Origin of the sequence: Providencia hangzhouensis (assembly GCF_029193595.2) — a bacterium.
Taxonomy (GTDB): domain Bacteria; phylum Pseudomonadota; class Gammaproteobacteria; order Enterobacterales; family Enterobacteriaceae; genus Providencia; species Providencia hangzhouensis.
In genome coordinates this window covers 2,783,311-2,795,916 of the sequence record NZ_CP135052.1, presented here as the reverse complement: position 1 = coordinate 2,795,916, position 12,606 = coordinate 2,783,311, and the positions used below count along the sequence as shown (strand labels likewise).

15 protein-coding genes are annotated in these 12,606 nt (G+C 40.2%); 6 read left to right on the top strand and 9 right to left on the bottom strand.

Annotation, left to right across the window (positions count from 1 at the left end; translation table 11 throughout):
• Positions 1-86: 86 nt before the first annotated feature.
• Positions 87-263: a DUF2526 family protein gene (locus PZ638_RS12635; RefSeq protein WP_004263596.1), complete on the bottom strand. Its 177-nt coding sequence runs from the start codon at positions 261-263 to the stop codon at positions 87-89.
• A 67-nt stretch (positions 264-330) separates the two neighbouring features.
• Positions 331-891, bottom strand: coding sequence for a helix-turn-helix domain-containing protein (locus tag PZ638_RS12630; RefSeq protein ID WP_144140111.1), 561 nt, complete (start codon positions 889-891; stop codon positions 331-333).
• Positions 892-973: 82 nt separating this feature from the next.
• On the opposite strand from PZ638_RS12630, the gene PZ638_RS12625 reads away from it, so the two are divergent.
• Entirely contained in the window at positions 974-1,639 is a 666-nt protein-coding gene (locus PZ638_RS12625) for an AzlC family ABC transporter permease (RefSeq protein ID WP_094961251.1), read from the top strand.
• A gap of 2 nt (positions 1,640-1,641) precedes the next feature.
• A complete protein-coding gene (locus tag PZ638_RS12620; protein ID WP_172412227.1) occupies positions 1,642-1,959 on the top strand; it encodes an AzlD domain-containing protein in 318 nt (105 codons plus the stop codon).
• Positions 1,960-2,087: 128 nt separating this feature from the next.
• On the opposite strand, the gene PZ638_RS12615 is transcribed toward PZ638_RS12620, so the two are convergent.
• Positions 2,088-2,276 carry a YegP family protein gene (locus PZ638_RS12615; RefSeq protein ID WP_004263611.1) on the bottom strand — a complete coding sequence of 63 codons (189 nt, stop codon included), beginning with the start codon at positions 2,274-2,276 and terminating at the stop codon, positions 2,088-2,090.
• A 380-nt stretch (positions 2,277-2,656) separates the two neighbouring features.
• Positions 2,657-3,052, bottom strand: a complete 396-nt coding sequence (locus PZ638_RS12610; protein ID WP_004263615.1) for a hypothetical protein — start codon at positions 3,050-3,052, stop codon at positions 2,657-2,659.
• Positions 3,053-3,231: 179 nt separating this feature from the next.
• Here PZ638_RS12610 and PZ638_RS12605 point away from each other — a divergent pair, with 179 nt between their 5' ends.
• Positions 3,232-4,236, top strand: a complete 1,005-nt coding sequence (locus tag PZ638_RS12605) for a luciferase-like monooxygenase (protein WP_094961736.1) — start codon at positions 3,232-3,234, stop codon at positions 4,234-4,236.
• A 95-nt stretch (positions 4,237-4,331) separates the two neighbouring features.
• Here the strand turns inward: PZ638_RS12605 and PZ638_RS12600 are convergent, their stop codons facing one another.
• The 4 genes from PZ638_RS12600 to hxpB all read right to left on the bottom strand — a co-directional run bounded on the left by PZ638_RS12600 (position 4,332) and on the right by hxpB (position 7,974).
• Complete coding sequence (locus PZ638_RS12600) at positions 4,332-4,721, bottom strand: YkgJ family cysteine cluster protein (RefSeq protein WP_094961737.1); 390 nt, start codon at positions 4,719-4,721, stop codon at positions 4,332-4,334.
• A gap of 246 nt (positions 4,722-4,967) precedes the next feature.
• Positions 4,968-6,359, bottom strand: a complete 1,392-nt coding sequence (locus tag PZ638_RS12595; protein ID WP_094961738.1) for an L-cystine transporter — start codon at positions 6,357-6,359, stop codon at positions 4,968-4,970.
• Positions 6,360-6,540: 181 nt separating this feature from the next.
• Positions 6,541-7,116, bottom strand: a complete 576-nt coding sequence (locus PZ638_RS12590; protein WP_094961739.1) for a metal-dependent hydrolase — start codon at positions 7,114-7,116, stop codon at positions 6,541-6,543.
• Between the two features lie 192 nt (positions 7,117-7,308).
• A complete protein-coding gene (gene hxpB, locus PZ638_RS12585; protein ID WP_004263628.1) occupies positions 7,309-7,974 on the bottom strand; it encodes a hexitol phosphatase HxpB in 666 nt (221 codons plus the stop codon).
• 295 nt (positions 7,975-8,269) lie between these two features.
• Between hxpB and PZ638_RS12580 the strand changes: the two genes are divergently transcribed.
• Positions 8,270-8,809 (top strand): YniB family protein, encoded by a 540-nt coding sequence (locus PZ638_RS12580; protein WP_004263634.1) that lies wholly within the window; start codon positions 8,270-8,272, stop codon positions 8,807-8,809.
• Between the two features lie 169 nt (positions 8,810-8,978).
• Here PZ638_RS12580 and PZ638_RS12575 read toward each other — a convergent pair whose 3' ends face one another.
• Entirely contained in the window at positions 8,979-9,848 is an 870-nt protein-coding gene (locus PZ638_RS12575; RefSeq protein WP_004263637.1) for a fructosamine kinase family protein, read from the bottom strand.
• Positions 9,849-10,125: 277 nt separating this feature from the next.
• Between PZ638_RS12575 and PZ638_RS12570 the strand changes: the two genes are divergently transcribed.
• Together PZ638_RS12570 and PZ638_RS12565 are read left to right on the top strand one after the other, a co-directional pair.
• Positions 10,126-11,958, top strand: coding sequence for an AAA family ATPase (locus PZ638_RS12570; protein ID WP_036958655.1), 1,833 nt, complete (start codon positions 10,126-10,128; stop codon positions 11,956-11,958).
• Between the two features lies 1 nt (position 11,959).
• On the top strand, positions 11,960-12,592 hold the full coding sequence (locus PZ638_RS12565; protein WP_197701515.1) for a 4Fe-4S single cluster domain-containing protein: 633 nt from the start codon (positions 11,960-11,962) through the stop codon (positions 12,590-12,592).
• Positions 12,593-12,606 lie beyond the last annotated feature (14 nt).

Genomic DNA, 12,606 nt, shown 5'->3' with positions numbered 1-12,606 from the left:
ACCGGGATTACCACTAACCCTACTGCCTATTTATTTTGGTTATTAAGATCAGTTAAGAGTGCGAATAGCGGCCATATATTTGGCTGCTATTTGTTGTGATGAATAAAAATAGCTTCTCTTAAGCGCTGTTGTTGTTCAAAACGTTGTTCTTGGTTGATTTGCGGGTCATGGGATAGCTGCATCAGCATTTCATTCATCTTATGAACTGAATTTTCATCAATCAATTGGTTTACTTTTTCAACAATTTCATCATAGTAGGACATAACACAGGCTCCAATTAATATTCACTAAAGCTATAATAACGCAAAATCTATTGGGCTAGATAGGCGATTAATTTTGTTTATCGATCACCATAACAGCCATCGTATTCGGTTCTAAGGCTCGCATTATATGTGGCTCATCTCCGGGGTAGTGAATATAGTCCCCAACTTGTAGCTCAACAGGGTTATCCAATGGGCCGACTAACGCTCTGCCAGACATAATAATGATGTGCTCGCTGACGCCATGCATATGAGGTTCTGAAATACGATCACGACCGGGCTGGGCAACCACAGTATAAATATCACGTCGCGAATCTGCGGGGGCTGATGAGAGTAAAAAGGCCAAATAATTCGCGTGTTCGGCACTGACCGGTATCGCCTCCCCATGGCGGATCACAGTGACAGCTTCTTGCTTTTCTTCAATTAATCGTGCGAAAGGAATATCTAACGCTACACAAAGTGCCCATAAGGTTTCAATACTTGGGTTACCACTACCCGATTCCAATTGAGAAAGTGTAGATTTAGCGATACCCGCTTTGCGAGATAGCTCTGATAGGGATAGCCCGCTTTTTTGTCTTTCACGAACAAGGGCTTTTGAAATCAACTCAATGGGAGGTGAAGGTAGATTCAATTTTAATTTTCCTATTTAGATTGCACTTTATACTATCTATCGACATAATGAACAAACGTATTATATATCGAACGGTCTAGGGATGCTAACTTCAATAAGCTCAAAGCTAAATCATAGCACAGTGAAAAATATAGCTCTTGTCTGTTTTGCTGACTTAATTGTTGGCATTTCTTATGGTGCATTGGCGCTTTCACAGGGATTTGACTGGTGGATACCAGTGACTTTATCTATTTTAGTGCTCGCAGGGGCGTCCGAGTTTTTGTTTATCGGCGTGATTTTTGCTGGTGGAAGCCCGTTTTCTGCTGCACTCGCGGGGCTATTAGTCAATTCACGACATATCCCCTTTAGTTTTGCAACTAGTGATTTAACGGGGAAGGGAGCAAAGTCGCTATTGGGCTATCATATTATGAATGATGAGAGTGTTGTATTTGGCTTAGCTCAAGAAACTGAATCAGAAAAACGTGCGGCTTTTTGGTTGTGTGGGATAGGTATTCTATTGTGTTGGCCAATTGGTGTTGTGATAGGTGAGGTATTGGGCAGCTTTATTAATGATACTCATATATATGGTATGGATGCGATGTTTCCTGCGATTATTTTAGCGCTTTCATTGCCCGCGTTATCGGATAAACGCCTGCGGTTAACCGCTGTTATCGGTGCAGTTATCGCTGTTGCAACGACACCGATACTACCAGCGGGGATCCCTGTATTACTGGCATTATTGAGCTTGGTTGTTTATATAAGGAAATAATAGTGACAAATAACCCGTGGTTAATTATTAGCGGAATACTGCTGTTGGCGGTTGGTACTTATTTAATGCGAGCATCAGGGGCTTTGCTACGCGGTCGAGTAGTCCTTTCGGAGAATAGCAAAGTATTATTTTCAGCAGCAGCCATTGTTATTTTATTTTCAGTTGCGGCAACGTCTACGTTATTTTCAGGTGATGAAGTTTCGGATTGGCCTAAAATTGTAGGGGTATTAGTGGCAGGTGTACTGACTTGGTTTAAAAAACCATTTATTATCATTGTGTTGTCAGCTGCGATTGTGACCGCGTTACTTAGGTTAATTTGATTAGTGCTTAAATTGAATAGCAATTAATTTAAATTGTGTTACTTGCAATAGCGTGTATTTATGTAAGTTATATAAGCCAACAGATAAAAAAGTGGCCCCGATTCGCAGAAGACTGGGGCCACAGAAACTTACTCAGTTAGATCTTTAATTGTTTCAGAAGAGCCATTTTTTTGGACAGAGGCAATCCCTTTAAGCGCAGATTGCTTAGATGCATACATTTCACTTTTTGCAATCACTTCGTGATTTGCTGCTTTTAAAACGAAATAGTAAGGCTGAGCAACGTCTTTAGTGGATTTTTTTAATTCAAAATACCCCATGATAAGCTCCTGATTTTCTATTTAAGGGATGTCAAACAAAGTGTTAATAAATTACAGTTATTAACAATCTGCTTGAATTAAGAGTAGTCGCTATTAGGTGTTATTACTAGAGAGGAAGGTCCAATTCAGAGAAACTTTTTTTAAAAAAAAGCCTCTGGTATACAGAGGCAATCGTAGGATATATATACTCGTCATACTTCAAGTTACAGCGTTGTTGACGGAATTCATTCGTCGCCTAACTGCACCATGAGTTATTTAGAGTGTAGAACTCTTTATTGTCTGGATAAGATATCGGCTTTTATTGATAGGTGCTATCTGGTTGTACTTATCAATATAAAAGGTTTTGCCGATAACTTAATTAATTTTTATTGATACCATTATTACTGTGTAGCTGGGACACGAATTGGCTCTGGTGTTGGCATGGCATTCATTGGTTTAAATTCAGGGACTTCCATCACTGTAACTTTGACAATATAGCGTTTGCCATCTTCAATTTTGGGCGCATTATTGGCCAGCTTTTTTGCAGTTTCATTTGGTGTCATCGTTTGTTCCGCAACGCTATACACCATATTGTGATGGTTACCCATGTGCTGACGAGGCATTTTGTGGTTAACGCCATTTGCTGCTGCGGTAAAGCCGACGGTTAATAATGCTAAAGCTAATAAACTGGTATTTAATTTTTTCATTTCAGTATCCTCTGTATTGGTGATGGGCAAATCATTCACCAATTCATATTGTCTCGCAATCGCTTTTACCTCCCCTGACGGAAGCTCCATAATTACTGCACTTTTTATTCAAGCTTGAACCATAATTTATATAAAACAGTGGCTTATTAGACGGTAATTTACATTTTTAGACCACTTGTGCTAATGCAAATTTCAGTGCTGGAGACATCAAAGGGGATAGTCTAGGATGGTAAGCTAGGTTAAACAAAATTCTAACAAAGTGAGTGTGTATGTCAGATAAAAAAATACCCCTTTCTTTACTCGACCTTGCGCCAATCATTCAGGGTTCGACGGCGAAAGAGGCTTTTGCTCATTCCCTTGATATTGCTCAGTTAGCAGAAAAACTCGGTTACCACCGCTATTGGCTTGCGGAACACCATAATATGACTGGGATTGCCAGCGCGGCGACCTCGGTGTTAATAGGCTATCTTGCCGCAAATACTCACAATTTACGTTTAGGTTCTGGTGGCGTTATGTTGCCGAATCATTCCCCGTTGGTGATCGCAGAGCAATTTGGCACACTAAACACACTTTACCCTGAACGTATTGATTTAGGCATAGGGCGTGCTCCTGGAAGTGATCAGCGAACGATGCAAGCTTTACGCCGCCATATGAATACGGATATCGATAATTTCCCGCAAGATGTTGCGCAAATTATTAATTGGTTTGATGCTATAAACCCAGACCCAGCAGTGCGCCCAGTGCCAGGCTTTGGTGAAAAAATTCCGGTTTGGTTGTTAGGATCGAGTTTATACAGTGCAAGGTTAGCCGCGCAAATGGGGCTTCCTTTTGCTTTTGCTTCTCATTTTGCCCCTGATTTATTATTACAGGCGTTGGAAGTTTATCGTGCTAATTTCCAGCCATCGCAGAGGCTTTCTAAGCCGTATGCGATGGTTTGTATCAATATCATTGCCGCGGATACTCAACGTGAAGCAGAGTTTTTATTTACGTCGATGCAGCAAGCCTTTGTTATGTTACGTCGTGGTCAACCTTCTCAATTGTCTGCACCTGTTGAGAGTATGGAAAATATTTGGTCACCCGCTGAAAAATTTGGTGTTCAACAAGCATTAGGCATGTCATTGGTAGGGGATAAAACCAAGGTACGTCATGGGTTGGATACGATATTACGGCAAACTCAAGCGGATGAAATTATGGTAAATGGCCAAATTTTTGATCATCAAGCTCGTTTATACTCTTTTGAGTTGGCGATGCAGGTAATGAACGAAATTATGTAATTTAAATAGCTGGATGATTAACACGTGTGCAAGGACGCATTTTTCAGATTTGGCTCAAAAAAGAGATAACCCAGAAAAATCTGGGTCATTGACGGCTAGCACGCTATTTGTGGTTGATGAGGCTCTAAAGGGGGTAAACCATGAGCAGCACGTGCTCTATCGCACGCCTCATTATAAATACCATCTTGCCAAGATTGTTCAAACTCGCGGCAAGGTGTTGGCCTTTGTGTGTATATCGAACAAGACACACACTCTCCAATGGTGCCCTCTAAAGCGCTACAACGCGTATTATGTTTTTGGTTTGTTCCCTGCATACAACTCATAAATGGGGTTATTTGCTCAGTTAAATGTTGTGGTACAACACCACCCCCACTTTCAGCCTCAGCCCAATAAAAAGAGACACGAAAATAGGCACAACATGCACCGCAGCTTACACAAGGGTTATCTGAAGGATCAGTTTTTAGGATATGGACATTATTAGTCATATTAAAAAACCATAAATGATGTTGATAAAATACCCATAGAAAATGGGTTGACGCAACACAAGCAGGAAGCTCAAGAAAACGTTGCTCAGGCTTTATTATCTTACGTTATTCCAGTTTATTGCAATATTATTCAGCACAAAAAACTGGTTTTTTTGATATTCCCCAAGGTAAATAAATTTCACATACTTATCATAATCATAAAAAAACCTGCCAGAAGGCAGGTTTCATTTGAATCATAATGATAAGTTAAACGTGTTTTAAATCTGCGTCATCATTTTGATTAAATATTGCTTTATCTGTTTCACCCATCAACTGGCTAGTCACTGTGCCTGCTGTCATTGAACCACTGACATTCAATGCAGTACGACCCATATCAATTAATGGCTCAACTGAAATTAACAGAGCAACTAATGTAACTGGTAAGCCCATCGCTGGTAGTACAATTAATGCGGCGAAAGTTGCACCGCCACCAACACCCGCGACACCTGCGGAACTGATAGTCACGATACCGACTAATGTCGCAATCCACAGCGGGTCGAATGGATTAATACCCATTGTCGGTGCGACCATCACGGCTAACATTGCAGGATAAATACCCGCACAACCATTTTGCCCAATTGTTGCTCCGAACGATGCAGAGAAGCTAGCAATCGATTCAGGAATACCGAAACGACGTGTTTGTGTTTCAATATTTAGTGGAATACTTGCAGCACTTGAACGGCTAGTGAATGCAAATGTCAGAACCGGGCCCGCTTTCTTAAAGAATTTAATAGGGTTTAAGCCAGTCGTCGCCACTAAAATACCATGTACAACAAACATAATGCCTAACGCAACATAGGACGCAATAACAAAAGTGCCTAGGTTGATGATGTCATGCAAGTTTGAACTTGCTACGACTTTAATCATCAGTGCCATCACACCATATGGCGTTAAACGCATGACCAAGCGAACTAATTTCATTGCCCAAGCTTGCATAACATCAATCGCTGCTAAGGCTTTTTCACCACGCTCTTTATCATCTTTAAACAGTTGCAGTGCGGCAACACCTAAGAAAGCAGCAAAAATAACGACACTAATAATTGACGTTGGGTTTGCACCCGTTAAATCTGCAAATGGATTTTTTGGAATAAACGATAAGATTAGCTGAGGCACGGTTAAGTCAGAAACTTTCCCAATATAGTTGCTTTCTATTGCTGATAAACGTGCTGTTTCGGATTGACCTTGAACTAAACCTTCGGCAGTCAGGCCGAATAAATTGGCAATTAAAATACCCACTAACGCCGCAATAGCTGTGGTAAATAACAAAGTGCCAATTGTTAAAAAGCTAATTTTACCTAGCGAAGAAGCTTTATGTAGCCTTGCCACTGCACTTAGTATTGAAGCAAATACTAATGGCATAATCACCATTTGTAATAGCTGCACATAACCATTTCCGACAATATTAAACCACAGAATGGAGTCTTTTACCGTTTGGTGGCCACTACCATACACGAGGTGCAGTATTACCCCGTAGGCAACACCGAAAACCAGACCGACTAACACTTTTTTAGATAGGCTCCAGCCTTTAGCCCCTAGTTTTGCCAACAGTATTAGTAGTGCTACAAAGCCGAGCACATTAATAATTAGAGGAATATTCATTCCGAACTCCAAATCATATTTTTATAAGGTATGTTACTTGCCCTTTAGTCCTTATTGGTTATAAGGATTTAGTTGCTTCAAACAACTGGTTATATGTTATCAGTTGATAAAACACATTTCTTATATCAAAAAGTAATAATATAGTATTATTCATACTTACATTATATTACAAAACTATAATTTATGTGGGAATGTGTGTATCTATTTGATTATGAATATATTTTATAATCATATCAATGTGGTTATAAAAATCGAATTGGTAACCTGCAGGTAAAAAACAGGCACAAACAGTCAAAATAATGGCAATAAAGCGTTCCCCTCGTTGGCTATTTTTACCGCGGATCATGGGAAAACAAAAGCGTTGAGGGAGTGGCCATAGGAATGGTACTCCTGAAGGGGTGAGCATGTCAGCGACTAGATGACTGATATAACCTAATAAAAAAGCTTGGATAATATCATTTGGAATTGCCCATTCGGTTGGTATCCATTGATAACAAGAAATCATCAAAAGTAACCATGCAACTAAGCTATGAGTAAACCCCCGGTGCCCACACAATTTGGAAATGGGTAATGAAAAAATCCGTAGTAGTCGACCAGGAATTGAAGAGGGGTGGTCAATATCGGGCAATAATGCGCCTAATAAGGCCCCTGGAACCATGTGCAGCCAATCACCATGAGCAATCTCTGGGGTGATTTGAAGTTTATGAGCCATTATTAAAGAGGCGACGGAAAAAAGCAGATGCCCTTCAGCTGTCATGGTGGATAAAATACCATCTGTTTATCTATACAGTTGATTGGCAGTATAAAGTGTTTGAAAAGAATATGATAGTGGTAGAAAGATAAAAAAACTCTTATTTATTAGCAAATAAGGGAAGTATTTTATAATTTAACACAATACCCCTACCTAAATTAGATAGGGGAGAACACTTATTAGACACTCAAGGTATTCTTAACGTAAATGTTCAGCCTTTAAGTCATTCAGTGAGGCTAATTTGATATCCGCTAAACCAAAGCGCGGGTCATTAAAATGCTTGCTGTCAGGCACCACAATTGAACGCATTCTGGCGGCTTTTGCAGAAATCATACCGTTAAATGAATCTTCTAATGAAACGCAATTGACGGGTTTAGTCGATAACTCAGCTGCTGCTTTAAGATAAACTTCAGGATGAGGTTTACTCAAGGGTAAATCAGATGCGGAAATAACCGCGGAGAAATAATCACGAATATCCAGAAGGTTTAATACTTTTTCTAACATGTACAAAGGAGAGGCGGAAGCCAGCGCAATTTTTAAATCCATTGAACGGCAAAGTTCCATCGCATGTTGCACACCCGGTAGAATAGGGCGAGTTTCTTCAACTAAGCCAACAACACGGTCAATGATGCGTTGTGTGGCTTCTTCTTGGCTGCATCCTTGCCAAGGGGAAGCGTGGTACCAAAGCTCCACCACATGGTCAATACGTAAACCCAAGGTATCAGGCAGGGTATCCGCAATTGAAACGTCAACACCCAATTGTGAAAAAATCTCAAGTTCAGCCTGTGCCCAAAAAGGTTCCGAGTCGATCAGTAAACCATCCATATCAAAAATGACCGATTGGATGGGAAGATTATGGTACATGTCAAAACTCCATTCATGTCGTATTTATTAACGAAGAAGTCATGATATCAGTAAACTGACTTTAAGCGTATTACTTGAAATCAGTATTAGTCTAATATTGAGGAATATTCGGACAGTATGAAGTAAAAGTATAATGGTAATGAATAGCCTCACTATTTTGATTAGTCTGAAAGTCTATATATTATTATTAATCGTGAATTGAAATTTGGAGGCAATGAATATTTTCAGCTATGATTAGCGTTGAATAATCATTGTAAAAATTTATCAAAAATCATAACGCTGAGGAAAAGCAGTAATGAATTACCATAATGCCAATTATGTCGCAATCGGCAAACGTATTCTGGGTTGGGTTGTTTTTCTGTTAGCATTAATTTCGACATTGGCGTCTTTAATTAAACTGGCAGGCATGAAGGGGCTCGCAGGAGAAGGGATTAATGCAGTCGCTAATGATTTTATTAAATTAATGGCGGAAATGACCCGTCAAAGTACACCATTCCTAAATTTCTTTTGGAATAACTCACCAGTACCTCAAGTCGCTAATGGGTTTTCCGGTAGTAATATCAGCTTTATCATCATCTTTATTTTTATTTTTGTTGGACTGGCGCTTAGTGCATCAGGTTTGCGTATGTACCGGCAAATTAAGTTTATTCGTGAAAGTTTAGAAGACCACGTGATCATAGAAAAAGCAAAAGGGATAGACATCTCAAAAGAAGAGCTTGAAGCTAAGGTGACTATTCCACGTCATACGATATTCACTCAATTTTTTCTTCTTTATTTTTGGCCAATTGTATTGGGGCTAGCGTTGTATTTTCTTCTGCGTTTCCTTAATTGGTAATTTTCGAATTTTCGTCATACTTCGAGCTGTAGCGGTGTTGGCTTCTTTCGGCTATTTGGGTCACATACTTGTGTATGCTCCCCAAACTATCCTCAATCGCCGCCTTGCCACAGTTCGAATTATTTAGAAAATTAATTATTTGTCGTGCTAAATGCTAAAAAACAGGAGCTTATTTTTCGTTGAGTAGATTATCAATAATCGTGCGTGCTTGCTGGTAGCTTTGTTCGTTACCAAAGATATGGGCTTGATTAAGTAAATAGTAAAGTTGGTATATTGGTTGTCTATCTAAAAAGCCATTGGGGAGCGGCCAAACACTTTGGTAGCCATCAATAATTTGGATCGGAAGATCTTGATATAATGGCAACATTGCTATATCACACTCCCTATCTCCCCAATAACATGCGGGGTCATATAATACACCTTCAAGATTTTGAGTGATAGCACAGTTAGCTGGCCATAAGTCACCATGTAATAAAGAGGGTTGTGGCTGATGCCCAGCAAGTTTCTCCTTAACAATATCGACAATTTGCTGAATATCAGCAAATACCATTCCTTTTTCGGAAGCGAGTTGTAATTGCAAGCCAATACGCTTTTCTGCAAAAAATGAATTCCAACGCTTTTCCCAGCCATTAGGTTGCACAATTGTGCTTAGCATAGTATCAAAATCAAACCCGTAGCTAGGCTGCTCTTCCCATTGATGTAAACGCGCTAATTGTTGGCCAAAATGCCATGCATTGGTGTTGTCGAAAGGCTTAAGAGGGAAGTATTCGAGCAGAAGGAAACTGTGGTGCTTATTACTGCCAACACCGTAAACCTTAGGAACGGTTATCGTTTGGCTTTTAGCGAGCATTTCAAGTTGCTCAGCCTCCTGTTTAAATAAAGGCAAAAACTCACGCCGATTTTGTTTAATGAACACGGTGTGTTCGCCATAGTCAATTCTTAACGTATGGTGAATATCACCACCAGACAGAATGACTTTGTTACGTAGCTCCGCCTCACCTAAGTGTTCACTTAATAAACGACACATTGCTTGCCACATGACTCACCTCGCTCTGCTTTGGTCTTCATTAATACAATACTATAGCGACAGTTTAGGAATTAACAGTGATAATTGTTTAAAAAGAAGAAGCTATCACGAAATTATTGAACAATTATCAGGCAATAAACACAAACCTGTTCTGCTTTAAATTTAGCCTATTTCTATCTAAATGAGAATGTTCAGATAATACGGTATGAGTTCAAGATCTTGACGCCATTTGCTAGTGATTTCAGGTAAACTGCAAAGAATACTTTCATACTCAAGGGGTGCTATGAACATGGATTTTCAAAAACCGCGCTGGTTAAGAGACTTACTGCGATTTATTCCACTGAAAAGTCAGTTTGTTCTATTTGGCAATGTTCGAGACCTACAAGCCAGCGAAATTGCGCCTAGGGTAGTGACACCACTGCCGTTTAACCAAGCACTCTTTAATAACTTGTTTCAGGCAGGGTATGCCTATGTTATTACCTATACACCACTGATTGGTTTTCAATGCGTGGCGAGCCCCACAGAAAACTCGCAAGCGAGTGCCACATTGATGCAAAACTTAGGTTTGCATATGGCTGATGATAAAGCTGCTGGTGGTATTGATATGTTGAATCATTTGCTGGAAAAATTTATTAACTATAAGCAGCAGCCAATTGCATTATGTATTGATTTCGCCTCTTGCTTGATTTCCCATCGCGATAACCTGACTCCCGCTGAGCACAGCTTATTTACTCGGGCTCTGGTGGTTTCTCACCAAGCAAAAACGCGACCAGCAGGGGAAAATAACCAGCCGTTCTACAATTCTATTTTTTGGATTGTGGAGAAAGAAACCGATTTACCTGATTGGTTTTTAGTTAATAACCCACGAGTGAGAGCCATTCCTGTTGCGAAGCCTGACAGCCAAGTTCGTCGGGTTCTTACGCCAATGTTGTTAGCTTCATTATCTGATGTTAATAGCATAGAACAAGCGGATAAAGACAGCTTATTTAATGACTTTATTGATGAAACAGAAGGACTCTTGTTACTGGACTTAACGGCGATAGTGCAGCTCGCACGGATTGAAAATGTCCCTGTGACACGTATTAGTGATGCGGTACGACGTTATAAAGTAGGCATAACGGAAGACCCTTGGAAAAAAATTGATAAGCAGAAAATACATAACGCACCAGAGATTATTTCTCGCCGAGTTAAAGGACAACAACATGCCGTCACTCATTTATTGGACATTATTAAACGTGCAATGACCGGAGTGGGGGGGCATAAAGGTGGGCGACCTCGAGGCGTTTTGTTTCTAGCGGGGCCAACGGGTGTCGGGAAAACGGAACTGGCGAAAACGGTCACTCAATTGCTATTTGGTGATGAAAGTGCGTATATCCGCTTTGATATGTCTGAATTTAGTGCAGAACATGCAGACCAACGTTTAATTGGCGCTCCTCCTGGCTATGTCGGTTATGATTCTGGTGGTGAATTGACGAATGCCATTCGTGAAAAGCCGTTTAGTGTGGTGTTGTTTGATGAGATAGAAAAAGCACACCCTCATTTAATGGATAAATTTCTACAAATTATTGATGATGGTGTATTGACCTCAGGACGTGGTGATCGCGTTTATTTTTCAGAGTCGTTGATTATTTTTACGTCAAATCTTGGCATTTATCGTTTGGATGCAAATGGTGAGCGGGTAGCGAATGTCCAGCCGAGTGAGCCTTTCGAAACGGTGACGCGTAACGTGAAAAGTGAAATCGAACGTCACTTTAAATTAGTGTTAAATAGACCAGAGCTGCTCAACCGAATTGGGGAAAACATTATTGTTTTTGATTTTATTCGCCCCGATGTGGCACAACAAATATTCGAACAAATGGTGGGAAATATTCTTTCTGGTTTGGAAAAGCAATCACTGACTATTTCAATTTCACCACAAGCCAAAGAAACGTTAAAACAACATTGCTTAGCTGATTTATCTAATGGCGGTCGAGGTATACGTAACCAATTAGAAAGCTATTTAATTAACCCATTATCTCGCGCTGTTTTCGACCAAGATTTACAACCTAATTCGGCTTATCAAATTGTCGAAATTGCCACAGGTGAAACAACGCAAATCACGTTAGCAGCGATGAGTAATTGATGTGGTGAATGTTAATATTTCACGAGTTCATTTTCCCATTACGGCCCTAGGCCCCGGAAAGCGTATTGGTATCTGGTTTCAGGGATGCTCATTACGTTGTAAAGGCTGTCTTTCTCCTGATACATGGCAAGTGAAAGACAATAGCATCACGGTGAAACAATTACTGGACCAGATAACGGAGTGGTTACCATTCGCAGATGGCATCACGATTTCAGGGGGAGAACCGTTTGAACAGCCTGAAGCCTTATCCGCATTAGTGAAAGGGATTAAACAGCTAACAGATGCGGATATTTTAGTCTATAGCGGTTATCAATGGGAACACATTGAAGAGCGTGTTTTACAAATGGCTCCCAATATTGATGCCTTAATTAGTGAGCCATTTATTGTGGATCTTCCGCAAACCCAGATGCTCAAAGGCAGTGATAATCAGCAATTGCATATGTTAACGCCATTAGGAAAAGCGCGATTTATGGCATATCAGCGCTCGATAACACCAGAAGATAAAGTACTGGATTTAGCGTTTGATGAAACAGGGCGGCTATTTTTGGCGGGGGTTCCTGAACGTAACGATATGTTGCGTTTGCGGACCTTGATTGAACAGCAAGATCAATCCTTGCGACAACTAAAAAAATAATTAATTGGATGAAT